The organism is Sphingomonas cavernae (assembly GCF_003590775.1).
GTDB lineage: Bacteria > Pseudomonadota > Alphaproteobacteria > Sphingomonadales > Sphingomonadaceae > Sphingobium_A > Sphingobium_A cavernae.
This window is the reverse complement of record NZ_QYUM01000004.1, coordinates 918266-933304: the sequence shown is the minus strand read 5'-3', so window position 1 is coordinate 933304 and position 15039 is coordinate 918266. Positions and strand designations below refer to the sequence as shown.

Genomic DNA, 15039 nt, shown 5'->3' with positions numbered 1-15039 from the left:
CCGCGGAATCAACCCGGAGACATTCATGCCCCAACTCGTCCTCATTCGTCACGGTCAGTCCGCGTGGAACCTCGAAAACCGCTTCACCGGCTGGTGGGACGTCGACGTGACCGAGAAGGGTGCGGAGGAAGCGCGTGCGGCGGGCCGGCTGATGCTGGAGAAGGGGCTCGATTTCGATCAGTGCTTCACCTCGGTACAGACGCGCGCGATCAAGACGCTCCACCTGGCGCTCGAGGAAATGGGGCGGCTATGGCTCCCCGTCGAGAAGGACTGGCGGCTGAATGAGCGCCACTATGGCGGGTTGACCGGGCTGGACAAGGCCGAGACAGCCGCAAAGCATGGCGCCGATCAGGTGCATGTCTGGCGCCGCAGCTTCGACGTCCCGCCGCCGCCGCTCGAACCGGGCAGCGCCTGGGACCTTTCGACCGATCGTCGCTATGCGGGGATTGCCGTGCCCGATACCGAAAGCCTGAAGGACACAATCGCACGCGTGCTGCCTTATTGGGATGCGCGAATCGCACCCGAACTCAAGGCGGGCCGGCGCGTGCTGATTTCGGCGCACGGCAACTCGCTGCGGGCGCTGGTCAAGCACCTGTCGAACATTCCCGATGACGAGATTACCGGGCTCGAGATTCCGACCGGCCAGCCGATCGTTTATGAGCTCGACGATGCTCTGGTGGCTACCGACCGTTATTATCTGTCCGAGCGCTGATCCGGATTTTGCACCGTCATTCCCGTAATCCGGGAATGACGCCTGCCGGAGTTCTTCCTTTGTTTTTCGCATTCTCCGAGTCGTCAGGTGATTCCACCTGACTACAGAATGCTCTAGCTGCGCTTGGTGCCGTACATGCGCGCGTCGGCGCGTGCGAGCGCGCTTTCGGTGCTGTCGTCGGCGAGCAGCATCGTCGACCCGATGGAGACCGCGAGGGGCAATTTGCTGCCCTTCAGTTCGAGAGGATTTTCCTCGATGAGCTGTTCGAGCGAGCGCGCCTTGCGCTCGGCATCGCCTTCATCGAGCTGATCCAGCAGCAGGCCGAACTCGTCGCCTCCGATCCGCGCAACGACGTCGGTTACGCGGATGTGCTCGCGCAGGAGGTTCGCGACATGAATGAGCGCGGCATCGCCAGCACCGTGACCGTGGCGATCGTTGATCGCCTTCAGTCCGTCGAGATCGACGAACATCGCGACCGCGGGGGTGCCATGGCGCGCGACATGGGCCAGCACGCGGCTGAGCGCGCGCACGAAAAAGCGCCGGTTCGGAAGCGGCGTCAGTGTGTCGCTGTCCGCCAGTCTTTCGAGTTCCTCGACGCGCGCGCGCATGTCTGCAAGCGTCGTCCTCAGAATCTCGTTCTCGTCGCGCAGCGCGCCTACATCCTCGTGCGTTTCCCGCGCACGCGAATTCAGCGAGACCGACTCCGCCATATTCAGCTCCTCCGGATTTCCCCATGCGACCCGGTTGATATTGCCGCCATATTATCGCGCGCGCCAAATTAAAAGAAAATTAAGGTGAAATGTGCCGAAGCGCCGCATCGGATTGCGCCTTTCGTCGCTCTCTACTAAGGCGCTTTGCTTCGCGGGTTTTGAGCAAGGCGAATGAAAATATGGGCGAAGCGTCTCCGATTGTCGGCATCATCATGGGCAGCCGCTCCGATTGGGAGACGATGCGTCATGCCGCCGAAACGCTGGCGACGCTTGGCGTGGCGCATGAGACCCGCGTCGTTTCAGCGCACCGCACGCCAGACCGTCTTTACGACTATGCAAAGTCCGCCGCAGGCCGCGGGCTCAAGGCGATCATCGCGGGCGCCGGCGGCGCGGCCCATCTGCCCGGCATGACCGCGGCAATGACCCGCGTTCCCGTGCTCGGCGTGCCCGTGGAATCCAAGGCGTTGAGCGGCATGGACAGCCTGCTGTCGATCGTCCAGATGCCCGCGGGGATCCCGGTTGGGACACTGGCCATAGGCCGTGCGGGTGCGGTGAATGCGGCGCTGCTCGCCGCCGCCATCGTCGCCAATGAAGATGCAGGACTGGCGGCGCGGCTCGACGACTGGCGCGCAGCCCAAACCGATGCGGTTGCGGTGGAGCCCGAATGAGCGCGCTGAAGCCGGGATCGACGATCGGAATTATCGGCGGCGGACAGCTTGGCCGGATGCTTGCGGTGGCGGCGGCGCAACTCGGTTATCGCTGCCATGTCTACGCCCCTGACGGCGATTCTGTCGCGGCCGAGGTGGCAGCGCATTTCACCCAGGCGGCTTATGACGACGAAGCCGCGCTATCGCGCTTTGCAGACAGTGTCGACGTCGTCACCTATGAGTTCGAGAATGTCCCCGTCGCGCCGCTCCGCGCGCTGACGCAGAAGGTGCCGGTGCGGCCTTCGCCCGATGCGCTGGCGGTCGCGCAGGACCGACTTTCGGAAAAGGCCTTCGTAACCGAACTCGGCGGTCGCACCGCGCCCTGGGCACCCGTCTCCGACAGGGCGGAACTGGACGCTGCGATCGCGCGCGTCGGAACCCCAGCGATTTTGAAGACGGCGCGATTGGGCTATGACGGCAAAGGGCAGGCGCGGCTGCAATCAGCCGCAGACGCGGATGCGGCATGGGCGACGATCGGCGGGTGGCCCGCAATCCTTGAAGGCTTTGTCCGCTTCGAACGCGAATTCTCTGTGATCGTCGCGCGCGGCATCGACGGGCGCGAGGTGAGCTGGGACCCGGCCGACAATCTCCACGATCACGGCATACTCGCGCACTGCGTCGTGCCAGCGGGCGGGATCGTCGAGCGGCAGGCGCAAGAGGCGCGGCTGCTCGCCATGCGCGTCGCCGAGAAGCTCGACTATGTCGGCGTGCTGACGCTCGAATTCTTCGCGAGCGCGGAAGGCCCCGTGTTCAATGAAATGGCGCCGCGCGTTCACAACAGCGGGCACTGGACGATCGAGGGTGCGGTCACCTCGCAGTTCGAGAACCATATTCGCGCCGTATGCGGCCTGCCATTGGGCGACACCGGCCTTGCGGCCCGGCGCGTGACGATGGACAACCTGATCGGCGAGGCTGCGGACAATTGGGACGTGATCCTCGCCGACCCGACCGCGCACCTCCACCTTTACGGCAAGGACGAGGCGCGACCGGGCCGCAAGATGGGCCACATAACGCGCCTCGAGTTCTGACGCGGAACTTACCGGCCCTGGCTGCGCCAGCGCTTGATGACGCGGCCAAGGATTTCCTCCTCGCCGCCCGTCTCGCGCCACAGATCGGTAAAGACGGGATCGCTGGAGGCCGGACGACGGACCTCTTCGAGCGTGTCGAGCGCGACGCGGATCGGGATTGCAACGCCTTCGCCACAGATGATCGCTTCGCGGTTGCGCAGCGCGGGGATCGAATCGAGGAAGCCCTTGGCGCCTTCGGGCATCGCCGCCTTCACAAAAGCCTGGTCGCGCTCGTTGTTCAGGCGCATCGCGATGATCGTGCCGCATTGCGAGAGCACGCCCTCGGCAAGGTCCGAAGGGCGTTGCGTGATGAGCCCGAGCGAAACGCCGTACTTGCGGCCTTCCTTGGCGATACGCTCGAGAATCTTGCGCACGGAAGACCCCGTCGTCACGCGATCCGACGGAACATAGCGATGCGCCTCCTCGCAGACGAGCAGGATCGGACGCTGCGGTTCGTTGCGCGACCAGATCGCATAGTCGAACACCATGCGGCTCAGCACCGCAACGACCACGGACGTGATCTCCGAAGGAACGCCTGACACATCGATGATCGAGATCGGTTTGCCGTCGCTCGGCAGGCGGAAAATGCGACCAAGAAAGTTCGCCATGCTGTCGGCGACGAGCATTCCCGAGAACATGAAACTATAACGCGGATCGGCCTTGATCTCGTCGATCTTGGTCTTGAGTCGCATATAAGGCGCGCTCTCACCCGCCCTGTCGAGCTTGCCCATCTCGTTCTGGATGATGCCCGTCAGGTCGGACAGCAGATAGGGAATGGGGGAGTCCACGGTGAGCTTGGTGATGCCCTCTGCCGCACGATTCTTGGCGCGCGCGGCGAGCAGGCACTTGGCGAGGATGTCGCGGTCGAGCTGGCCGTCATTGCCCATGGAGGTGATGAAGACCTCGCAATGTTCCTCGAAGTTCATCAGCCAATAGGGCATGGCGAGGTTGTTGACGTCGTAGATCGCGCCATTGGTCTTGAAGGCCGCCGAATATTCGCCGTGCGGGTCGATCATCACGATATGCCCCTCGGGAGCCATGTCGCAGATTCGGTGCAGGATCAGCGCTGCGGAGGTCGATTTGCCGGTGCCGGTCGAACCGAGCAGCGCAAAATGCTTGCCGAGCATCGCGTCGACGAAAAGCGCACCACGAATATCCTTGGTCGGATAGACCGTGCCAACCTCGATATGCGGGCGGTCCTCGGCGGCGTACATCTGCTTCATGTCGTCGCTGGAGACGGGATGGATGCGGCAGCCGGGAACGGGATAGCGCGTGATGCCGCGGCGGAAATGAGTGATCCGGCCGGTGAGACGCGCCTCGTTACCCTCGCCAAGAAAGTCGATGTCGGCGATGATCAGGTCGCTGTCAGCGCTGGCGAGGCGGAGGCTCTTGACGTTGGAAATCAACCACTGGTTGTTCACCTTCATCTTGATCTGGCTGCCGACCTGACCCGCCATCGCGATGCTTGGATCCTCGTTGTCGGCGAGCTTGCGGAGCATCGCGGCGTCGAGTTCGATGCGTGCGCCCGAGCCGCCAACCTCGAGAACCTTTCCGATCTCAACCGACTCATACAGGCCCGTGGCCGCAAGTCCCGTTTCGGCGGGTTCGGATACCAGCGTCGGCGTATGCCGTTCGGCGCCATTGCCATAGCCCTGAATGCCCGCATAATCCGTCATCTGTGTTTCCCCGAAACCGCCGTAATCGACAGCATTCGACTTAGTATGACGGGGTAAATATTTGATTGACCAGAGTGTGGCGCCGTGGCGGTCAATTCCGGCGGAACAAGGCGCCCGCGGCCCAGCCGAGTGCAAGCGACAGCGTCACTGCGAAGATGCCATAGCTGAACGGACTGTTCTGGGCGGCGGCGGCGACGAAGCGCTCGAAACCCGATTTGCCGATCTCTACGTCGCGGCTTGCGCCCGCGAGAATGCGCCCGTTCTGGATCAGGAAGGTTTCGGCGGTGTAGCGGCCGACGGGTACACGCGCAGGAATTGCGATGCGTGCGCGGTAAAGCACGCCGTCGGTTATCTCGACGCTGGTCGATTCCTGGACGAACAGGCCGGTGCGACGGCGCAGATCCACCAGCCCGGCCTCAAAGCGTTGCTGTTCGCCCGGAGAGCCTATATGCGCGGGCGAAAGCTGGAGATTGTCGAGCCCGAGCTCGAAGATCGAGGCGGTGCGTTCATCGACCATTTCGCGGATCGGACGAGACGACGCGACCGCATAGAAGGCAGGCGCCGAACGAAAGCGCGCGCTATCCGCGTTGATCCAGATGCCCGCGACCTTTTGCTTCTCGCGAACCACGATCGATTGTGTAGGACCGCGCAGCACCACCGCGATCTCGGCGGGCTTGTCGGGCAGGCGGCCGCCAGGATACAGGATCGCGCCGAAGGCGAGCAGTTCGGCGCCCGTGAAACTGTAGATGATCTCCACCTTGCGCTGCGACACGTCGGGCACCAGCACAGGCTCGTTGGCCCCGATCAGAAGCGGCATGAGCAGCAGGAGCACGCGCCGCTTCACTGCAACGCCACCGTATAGATTTCATCGGGTCGCCAGCCGAGGCCCAGCGCCATGCGCACGGCGACCAGAAGCACCATCGCGGCGAGCAGCAGGCGCAGATATTCGGGCCTCATCTTCTGCGCGAAACGCGCGCCATATTGTGCGCCCGTCACGCTGCCGATGAGCAGGAGACCTGCGAGCACGATATCGACCGCCTTGGTGGTGGTGGCGTGCACCATCGTCGCCGCCATCGTCACGAACAGAATCTGGAAGAGCGAGGTGCCAACAACGACCTGCGTCGTCATGCCCAGCAGGTAGAGCATTGCGGGCACCATGATGAAGCCTCCGCCAACGCCGAGGATCACGGTCAAAATACCCGTCAGGAAGCCAAGGATCAGCGGCGCGAGCGGGGAGATGTAGAGGCCCGACCGGTAAAAGCGCCAGCGCAGCGGAAGCGCCGCCACCAACGGATGATGACGCCGTTTGCGCACCGCGACGGGCTGACCCGTCTTCATCGCGGCGATACTCGTCCAGGCCTCCTTCGCCATCATCGCGCCGATCGTTCCGAGCAGCACGACATAGAGTATCGCGATAACCGTATCGATCTGGCCCGAATCCTGAAGCACCCGGAAAATGCCCGCGCCAGCGAACGAGCCCAGTATGCCTCCTATGACGAGCACGCCGCCCATGCGAAAGTCGACGCCGTTACGCTGGACGTGCGCGAAGACCCCCGAGACGCTGGCGCCAGTGACCTGCGTCGCCGCCGACGCCGCAGCGACCGTCGGCGGGATGCCGTAGAAGATCAGCAAGGGCGTCGTCAGGAATCCGCCGCCCACGCCGAACATGCCCGAGAGCACGCCGACAAGCCCGCCCAGCCCGATAATCACGAGCGCGTTCACCGAGATATTGGCGATCGGCAGGTAAAGGTCCATTGTCCGGTTAGGCGTAGCCCGTGAACCGCGCCGCGAAAAGGCGCGAAATTCAGAAACTGCCGTCGAGCGTGACGGCAAGCCCCGATCGCGGCTCTGCATTGCCCGCTATGCGCTGGCGCCAGTCCAGCGACGCGCCGATATTGGCGCCGTCGCGGTCCAGACGGAACCGGACGCGTGGCCCAACATCAAGGCGCGAAACACCGGGCTGCGCCGCACCCCAGACACCGCCCCCAACCGCAACGGTGGCGCCATCGGCTTGCAGGACGGTATGCGCGGCGGTTGCGGCGCCATCGACAAAGCCGTCGGGGCGTTTGAAGCCGACAATTCCTGCCTGACCATAGGCTTCGAGCGCGAAACCCGCGGGAAGGGTGACGGGCCCGACACCGCCCGCGGCCATTGCCGCAAAGGCGTTGCGGCCACCCTTGTCGAGCGCAATGCGCCGCTCGATCGTGAGCGACAGCGGTATCGACCGGACGGGCCGCCAGTTGAGGCCGATCGCCGCCTCGCGCCCGACGCGCGTCTCGATCGGCGTCGATAGCCGCCCGGTGACTGCGAAGCCCGGTGCAAAGGCATAGTCGAGCCGCGCGCCAGCCTGGCTTCCACCCAGTTGCCCGCCATCGGCAAGTCCCGGGGTGCCGTTTCCCTGGCGGACGAAGAGCCAGCCATAGCCCGACAGCCGACCCGGTTTGGGTGGATCGGGCGCGCGCGGATCGGATTCGATGACGGCAGCCGCGACTCCTGCGCGAAAGCCCGCGAGCGAAAGCATGGCGAGCAACGGCGACCCCCCGCGCGCCTGCGCGAGAAGCGCGTCGCGATCGGTTGGCGGCGCGGCCGCGAATTCCGTGATTCCGCCGAAAGAAGGCCGCGACAATTGGGCAGAGGTAGCGCCCACCCTCGAGGCGAGTTCAACGGGCGGATCGCGCGCAATCGTCACCGACGATGCGGGCGCCGCCGCGAAATTGCTCTCATCGAGCCGGAAAGGTTGAAGCCCGTCGGGGGGTGCACCGCGGTACATGCCTTCAGGCCAGAGCATCAGCGCACGTGCGCCCGCCCAGAGCGCGAGCACGCCCGCGACAAACCGCAAAGGGCGTGAATCGATCATTCGGCGGGCGCCATTTCGGGAAAGACATGGGCAGTCTTGCCCCATTCGATCGCGCCGCCACGGCGCATCTTCAGGTAGCGCGCTATCGCGGCGCGCGCGGCCATCATCTCGACAATATTGGCCACAAAGACGCGCGGGATGGAGCGCAGCCCCTCTCCAACGCCATAGGCCCGCGTGACAAAAAAGGCGCGTACGGCCAGTCGCCAGACAAGCAGCACCGCGTTGATGGCGAGCAACAGCGCCATGAAGCGCGAGGGCGGCGAACCAGAAACACCGGCAAGACCCTGCAGCACGAATGCGGAGACGGTGAGCACAAGGCCGGCATAGGCCGCGGCGAGCGCGATGACCGCGATCAGCGCGCGCCGGTCGCGCAGCCGCATCCAGAATTCGCCTGGTCCGCCGCGCCAGCCCAGCCGATCCCATCCCGCGAGCGCAATCCCCGTCATCCAGCGCGATTTCTGGTGCACGGCATCGGAAAGCCGCGAGGGGAAGTGCGCGCGCACTGCCACAGGCTTGCCGCCCGGCGTTGCGGGCAGGCGGACGAAGACCCCCGATCCGCCTTGTTCGGCGATGCGCAGCCCCAGCTCATAGTCTTCGGTGAGACTGTCGCTGTCAAAGGGAAGCCCGCCCTTTGTGCCGGCAATTCGCTCAAGTGCTTCCCGCGAAAAGGCGCAACCCACGCCCGCCGAGGGAACAGCGGCGCCGAGCGCTTCGCGCGCGACAACGCTCTTGCCATGCGCCTCGGCGAACTCGTCGCAATAATGGCCCGAAATCCATCGAGAGCCCTTGTCAACAAGTGGCAGCACGGGAAGCTGGACGAGGTCGAAGCGCTCGATCAGCGTATCGAATATCCTGAGTTCCCCGGAATGAACGACGTCCTCTGCGTCGTGGAGGATGATCGCCTTGGCGCGCGCGCCGCTTGCGAGTTCGTCGTTGCCAAGCGTGCGCCATATCGCGTTGAGGCAATCGGCCTTGGTCGTGGGTCCGGGGCGCCTGTTGACGACCCTGCGGACGCGATCGTCGCGCGCCGCCACCGAGGCGACCGCGTCGATCGTGGCGGGATCATTGATGTAGACGCCGACATAGAGGCGATACGCGGGATGGTCGAAGCGGTCGAGCGCGGTCGAAAGCATCTGGCCGATCACCGCATCCTCGCGCCAGGCGGGGATGAACACCGCAAGCCAGCCGGGCTGGCGTGGCGGGGCAAGGCTGGTCAGATCGGTGCGCGGCCGGCTGCTATAGATGATCAGGCGGCGCCAGAGCGTGTTGGCGATCCAGACCAGATCGACCAGCAGGTCGTCGATGCCGCCGATCAGGAAAAGCACAGCCGCGAACAGCACAAGTTCGTGCGCGGTCGCGCCGCTCCACACGGCAATTGTGGCGAAGTCCCCCATGTCCGACAGCCCCGATTCGGATTCGATAAGGATCCGAAATGATTGGAGTGTTGGCAAGTAAGGATGAAAAGCGCTTTATTAGGTGGACTTAAAGCGTTGTTTAGCGTCACTCTTCCGCCCGCTAAAGGGGAGAGTCGGATGCGCAATCGAGCCTGGCGTTTTGCGATCCTTGCGCTGGCATTGGCACCCGTTGCCGCATCGGGCGATCAGACGGCGCAGGTTGTCCTGGCAACGCCGGGGACCGGCGGCGGCGCGATCGAGCGCTTCACCATAAGATTTTCCGACGACATGGCGCCGCTGGGCGATCCGCGCTCCGAAGCGCCCGCAAAGGTGACCTGCGCCGTCGAGGGAGCGGGCCGCTGGATCGATCCGAAGACCTGGGTGTGGGATTTCGCGCGCGCGCTTCCCGGCGGGATCGCGTGCGACTTCACGCTCAATGACGGCCTGAAGACGCTTGCCGGAACCGCGATCAGCGGGCAGCGCAAATTCAACCTGGACACCGGGGGTCCCTCGGTGCGCGCGGTGCTGCCCGGACAATATGACGGCGACATCGAGGAGGATCAGGTTTTCCTCGTCGCGACCAATGTCCGCCCCGACGCCGCTTCGGTTGCGGCGAACGGTTATTGCGCGGTCGACGGCGTCGGCGAGAAGATCGCGCTGGACGTGCTGAAGCCCGAGGTGGTTGGCACCGTGCTGTCCGGGCTTGGCAAGGCCAATTATCGCGTCACCAGCTTCCTGAACGAGGCCGGGCTGCCCGAGGCGGTCCCTGAAAATGCTGCGGAGCGCAGCAAGGCATGGGCGACGATTACCGCGGTCAAGTGCCGTCGCCCGCTGCCGCCGGGCCGCGACATGGCGGTGGTCTGGGGCCAGAATATCAGCGGTGCTGACCGGGTGGCCGGACGCGACCAGCGCTTCGACTTTACGGTGCGCAAAGAATTTGCGGCGCGCTTCGAATGCCCGCGCGTCAACCCGCAGGCTGGCTGCAACCCGGTGCAGAAGGCGTGGGTACGCTTCTCCGCGCCCGTTGCCGTGGAAACCGCAAAGGCGATCCGGATCGAACTGCCCGATGGGAAAAAGCTCGAGCCCAAGGTCGACAATGAGGGTGCGGCGACGGTTTCGCAGGTCAGTTTCGAGGCGCCGCTGCCTGCGGCGACCACGGCGAAGCTGGTCCTGCCCGAAGGCGTAAAGGACGAAAGCGGCCGTCCGCTCACCAACCAGCAGCGTTTCCCGCTTGAGGTGAAGTTCGATGAGGCGCCGCCGCTCGTGAAGTTCGCGGCCAATTTCGGGATCATCGAAACGGGCGAGGGCGGCGTGCTGCCCGTTACGGTTCGCAACGTCGAGCCCGAACTGCAGGGACGGAATCTGGGCGTCACGGGCCAGAGACTGCGTGTCGCGGGTTCGGACGGCGAGATCGCGAAGTGGTTGCGCGACATCGACGATGCCAGCGAGAATGACTTCCGCACCGGGAAGAAGGGCGGCGAGGACGTCACGGTCAATTATACCGGCACCAGACCGCTGATCGCGGGCAAGGGCAATCCGCTGAAGATCGGGCTTCCGGGCAAGGGCAAGGATTTTGAGGTCGTCGGCGTGCCGCTGACGAAGCCGGGTTTCTATGTCGTCGAATTCGCGAGCCCAAGGCTCGGTATGGCGCTGCTCGGGCGCGACACCCCGCGCTATGTGACCGCGGGCGCGCTCGTCACCAATATGAGCGTCCACTTCAAATGGGGACGTGGGCGTTCGCTCGTCTGGGTGACCGCGCTCGACAGCGGCAAGCCCGTGGCGGGCGCTGATCTGCGCGTGACCGACAGTTGTACGGGGCGCGTGCTTGCCGAAGGAAAGAGCGGCCAGGGCGGTCAGCTTGGTGTGACCGATCTGCCCGAGCCCGAAACCTATGGCAGTTGCGAAGGGAGCAGCACCTCGCACCCGCTGATGGTGTCGGCGCGCAAGGGCGATGATTTCAGCTTCACGCTGACCGATTGGGGCAAGGGCATCCGCCCCTATGATTTCGACCTGCCCTTTGGCTGGAGCGAGAGCAGCGACATCTTCCATACCGTCTTCGATCGCACGCTGATCCGCCAGGGTGAGACGGTCAACATGAAGCACATCGTGCGCACGCCCGCGGCGGAGGGATTCCGTTTTGCGGGCGGCTTCATCGGCACGCTCAAGCTCAGCCACAGCGGATCGGGCACCGAGTTCGAGCTGCCGCTGACGATCGGCGGAGACGGCATTGGCGAGACGCGCTGGACCGCGCCACAGGGCGCGCCGATGGGCGACTATACGCTTTCAGTCGTCAACGGTGACAAGACGCTGTGGACCGAACAGTCGGTCAAGGTCGACGAATTCCGCCTGCCGACAATGCGTGCAACGATCAGCGGACCCAAGGAAGCCGCAATCCGGCCGAAGCAACTGCCGCTCGATCTGTTCGTCGGCTATCTTTCGGGCGGGGGTGCGGGCGGCTTGCCCGTGCGCCTGCGAACCGCGTTTTCGGAGGGCTATTCCGTCCCCAAGGGCTGGGAGGGGTGGAGTTTTGGCGGCCGGTTGATTCAGGAAGGCACAGTGCCGCTCAACGGCGATGGCGAGGAGATCGAGAAACCGCTGCCGCCCGCACAGACGTTGCCGGTGACATTGAACGGCGAAGGCACCGCCAAGACCACGATCGATATGCCGCTCACGTTCGACGACCTTACCGACATGACGGTCGAGATGGATTATGAGGACGCCAATGGCGAGATACTGACTGCTACGCGGACGATCCCGCTTTATCCATCCGCGGTGAGGCTGGGCATCAGGACCGATGGCTGGCTGATGAAGGAGGACGATCTTCGGCTGAAGCTCGTCGCGATCGACACCGAAGGGCGACCGATTAGCGCCAAGCGGATCAAGGTCGATCTCTATAGCCGCGAGATCCTGACCGCACGCAGACGGCTGATCGGCGGCTTCTACGCCTATGACAATCAGGCGCGCACGACGAAGATCGATGCGAGCTGCTCGGCCTCGACCGACGATCAGGGGCTTGCCGAATGCGTGCTCGATCCGGGCGTTTCGGGCGAGGTTTATGCGGTCGCGACGACGCAAGACGACGACGGCAATGTCGCGCGCGCCACGACCTCGGTCTGGCTCGCGGGCGAGGACGACTGGTGGTTCGGCGGCGACAATGGCGACCGCATGGACCTGATCCCCGAACGCAAGGAATATGATGCGGGCGAGACCGCGCGCTTCCAGGTGCGCATGCCCTTCCGCGAGGCGACCGCGCTGGTGACAGTCGAGCGCGAGGGCGTGCTTTCCAGCTTCGTCACGGAGCTTTCGGGCAAGGATCCTGTGATCGAGGTGAAGATGCCGGGCGCCTACGCGCCCGACGTCTATGTCTCGGTAATGACGGTGCGCGGACGCGTCGGCGGATTCACGCTGTGGCTCGCCGATCTGGCGCGGCGCTGGAACCTGCCCTTCTTCTCGCGTGACGTCGCCAAGCCGACCGCGCTCGTCGATCTCGCCAAACCGAGTTATCGAATGGGCATCGCGAAGGTTTCGGTCGGCTGGGAGACGCACCGGCTGGGCGTCGCGGTGAAGACCGACAAGGCCAAATATTCGGTGCGCGATACCGCCAATGTCGACGTCGCGGTCACGCAGCCGGGCGGCAAGCCCGCCGCCTCGGCGGAGATCGCGTTCGCCGCCGTAGACGAGGCGTTGCTCCAGCTTTCGCCCAACAATAGCTGGAAGCTGATCGAGGCGATGATGGGCGCGCGCCCACTCTCGGTGCTGACCTCGACCGCGCAGACGCAAGTTGTGGGCAAGCGGCATTATGGCAGGAAGGCCGTCGAGGCGGGCGGCGGCGGGGGTGGCGATCTGTCGGCGCTCAACCGCGAGGACTTTCGTCCGGTACTGCTGTGGAAGGGGCGGGTAAAGCTCGACGCGCAGGGGCATGCGAAGATCCCCGTGCAGCTTTCGGACTCGCTGTCTTCGTTCAGGCTCGTCGCGATTGCGACCGACGGCACCTCGTTGTTCGGGACGGGCGATGTCTCGGTCCGCACCTCTCAGGATCTCTCGATCTTCTCGGGTATTCCGCCGCTGGTGCGCACGGGGGACTTTTACGGCGCCAGCTTCACGCTGCGCAACGCGTCCGATCGCACGATGACGGTGACCGCGACGGTGAAGCTCAACCCCGCAATCGCCACGGGCAAGCCGCTGACGGTGACGCTGCCGCCGGGCCGTGCGGCGCCGGTGACGTGGAACCTCCCGGCACCCGCGGGCGTGGACAAGCTCGAATGGACGGTCGAGGCGCGCGCCTCGGACGGCAAGGCGATCGACCGCGTGACGGTGATGCAGGACGTCGTGCCCGCGGTGCCGGTCGAGACATGGGCGGCGACGCTGCTCAGGGTGAATCCGGCGGGCACGCAGCTTCCGGTGATGGCGCCCGCGGGTGCACTGCCCGGGCTGGGCGGCATCGACGTGCGGCTGAGCGACACGCTTGCACCGCCTATGGCGGGCGTGCGCGACTATATGGCGCGCTATCCCTATGGCTGTTTCGAGCAGCAATTGTCGCGCGCGGTGGTGCTCGGCGATCAGGGCGCGTGGGGGCGGCTTTCGGGCGAGATTCCCGCCTATCTCGATAGCGACGGACTGCTGCGCTACTTCCCGATGGAGCAGTTGCAGGGATCGGAGGCGCTGACTGCCTATGTGCTGTCGCTTACCGCCGAGGCGGGTTGGGCGATTCCCGAGGGCGCAAAGGCACGGATGGTCGCAGCGCTCCAGGCGGTGATCGACGGGCGATTGAAGCGCGAGACGGCGTGGTCGGGCGATGCGCGGCTGAACCGCGTCGCGGCGCTCGCCGCGCTTGCGCGCAACGGTGCCGCGACGTCGCAAATGGTGGGGCAGATCGGGCTCGCGCCGCAGGATATGCCGACCAATGTGCTCGCCGACTGGCTGGTTGCGATAGATCGCATCGCGGGGCTCCCCAATCAGACGCAACTTCGGAGCGCGGCGCAGCAGGCGCTGCGCCAGCGCTTCGTCTATGAAGGCTCGCGGATCGACTTCTCCGACGGCGACAGCGCGCCATGGTGGCTGATGTCCTCCGAGGACGAGATGGCGATGAAGGTGCTCGTCGCCACGCTCGGCAAGCCCGGCTGGCAGGACGAGGGACCGCGACTGATGGCCGCTTCCGCGATGCGCCAGCAACGCGGGCACTGGGATACGACGACCGCCAATGCATGGGGTGCGATCGCGGTGCAGAAGTTCGCAGGCCTCTATCCCGCGAGCGCGATTGCGGGGACGGCGACGGTTGCGCTCGCCGGGCAGACGCTCAGCCGGAGCTGGCCGCAGGCGGTCGACGCGCCGCCGCTGATGCTGAGATTGCCGGCGGCGAAGACACCGATCGTGCTGAAGCAGTCGGGCGGGGCGGGGCCGTGGGCGCTGGTCTCGGTCCGCGCGGCGGTTCCGCTGACGCAGGCGCTGTTCGCGGGGTACAGGATAGCGAAGTCAGTGACGCCGATCGAGCAGAAGGTGAAGGGCAGGCTGACGCGCGGCGATGTGCTCAAGGTGACGATCACCGTCGACGCCACCGCCGACCGCAACTGGGTAGTGGTCAACGACCCGGTACCACCCGGTGCGACCGTGGTCGGCAATCTCGGTGGCCAGTCGGGCATGCTCGCCGATGCCGGCGCTTCGGGCGGTGACGGCGTACAGCCGAGCTATGTCGAGCGCGGCAAGGAGGCGTGGCGCGGCTATTTCGAATGGGTGCCGCGCGGGCGCTTTACCGTGTCTTACGCGGTGCGGCTGAATGGTGTCGGTCGCTTCTCGTTGCCGCCGACAAAGGTTGAGGCGCTCTATTCGCCCGACATCCGCGCCGCGATCCCGAACCAGCCGATGACGGTGGCGTTGCGGTGACGAGGCATCAACTTCGTCATCCCGGACTTGATCCGG

At 65.1% G+C, this 15039-nt stretch carries 10 protein-coding genes; 4 read left to right on the top strand and 6 right to left on the bottom strand.

Annotated elements, in window-relative coordinates:
* Nucleotides 1-25: 25 nt before the first annotated feature.
* Nucleotides 26-712 carry a 2,3-diphosphoglycerate-dependent phosphoglycerate mutase gene (gene gpmA / locus D3876_RS19745; protein WP_119765422.1) on the top strand — a complete coding sequence of 229 codons (687 nt, stop codon included), beginning with the start codon at nucleotides 26-28 and terminating at the stop codon, nucleotides 710-712.
* A 113-nt stretch (nucleotides 713-825) separates the two neighbouring features.
* Here gpmA and D3876_RS19740 read toward each other — a convergent pair whose 3' ends face one another.
* On the bottom strand, nucleotides 826-1422 hold the full coding sequence (locus D3876_RS19740; RefSeq protein ID WP_119765420.1) for a GGDEF domain-containing protein: 597 nt from the start codon (nucleotides 1420-1422) through the stop codon (nucleotides 826-828).
* Nucleotides 1423-1601: 179 nt separating this feature from the next.
* Between D3876_RS19740 and purE the strand changes: the two genes are divergently transcribed.
* A complete protein-coding gene (gene purE, locus D3876_RS19735; protein ID WP_119765765.1) occupies nucleotides 1602-2090 on the top strand; it encodes a 5-(carboxyamino)imidazole ribonucleotide mutase in 489 nt (162 codons plus the stop codon).
* Nucleotides 2087-3157 carry a 5-(carboxyamino)imidazole ribonucleotide synthase gene (locus tag D3876_RS19730; protein ID WP_119765418.1) on the top strand — a complete coding sequence of 357 codons (1071 nt, stop codon included), beginning with the start codon at nucleotides 2087-2089 and terminating at the stop codon, nucleotides 3155-3157. Before purE ends, D3876_RS19730 begins: the two co-directional genes overlap by 4 nt.
* An 8-nt stretch (nucleotides 3158-3165) precedes the next feature.
* Here the strand turns inward: D3876_RS19730 and D3876_RS19725 are convergent, their stop codons facing one another.
* The 5 genes from D3876_RS19725 to D3876_RS19705 form a co-directional block, all read right to left on the bottom strand.
* The gene (locus D3876_RS19725) at nucleotides 3166-4872 is read right to left on the bottom strand and encodes an ATP-binding protein (protein WP_119765416.1); all 1707 of its coding nucleotides are present in this window, start codon (nucleotides 4870-4872) and stop codon (nucleotides 3166-3168) included.
* Nucleotides 4873-4963: 91 nt separating this feature from the next.
* On the bottom strand, nucleotides 4964-5689 hold the full coding sequence (locus tag D3876_RS19720) for a TIGR02186 family protein (RefSeq protein ID WP_119765763.1): 726 nt from the start codon (nucleotides 5687-5689) through the stop codon (nucleotides 4964-4966).
* A 23-nt stretch (nucleotides 5690-5712) separates the two neighbouring features.
* On the bottom strand, nucleotides 5713-6627 hold the full coding sequence (locus D3876_RS19715; protein WP_119765414.1) for a sulfite exporter TauE/SafE family protein: 915 nt from the start codon (nucleotides 6625-6627) through the stop codon (nucleotides 5713-5715).
* 49 nt (nucleotides 6628-6676) lie between these two features.
* Nucleotides 6677-7729, bottom strand: a complete 1053-nt coding sequence (locus D3876_RS19710) for a hypothetical protein (RefSeq protein ID WP_119765412.1) — start codon at nucleotides 7727-7729, stop codon at nucleotides 6677-6679.
* Complete coding sequence (locus D3876_RS19705; RefSeq protein ID WP_119765410.1) at nucleotides 7726-9123, bottom strand: glycosyl transferase family protein; 1398 nt, start codon at nucleotides 9121-9123, stop codon at nucleotides 7726-7728. Before D3876_RS19705 ends, D3876_RS19710 begins: the two co-directional genes overlap by 4 nt.
* A gap of 138 nt (nucleotides 9124-9261) precedes the next feature.
* Between D3876_RS19705 and D3876_RS19700 the strand changes: the two genes are divergently transcribed.
* A complete protein-coding gene (locus tag D3876_RS19700) occupies nucleotides 9262-15003 on the top strand; it encodes an alpha-2-macroglobulin family protein (RefSeq protein ID WP_119765408.1) in 5742 nt (1913 codons plus the stop codon).
* Nucleotides 15004-15039 lie beyond the last annotated feature (36 nt).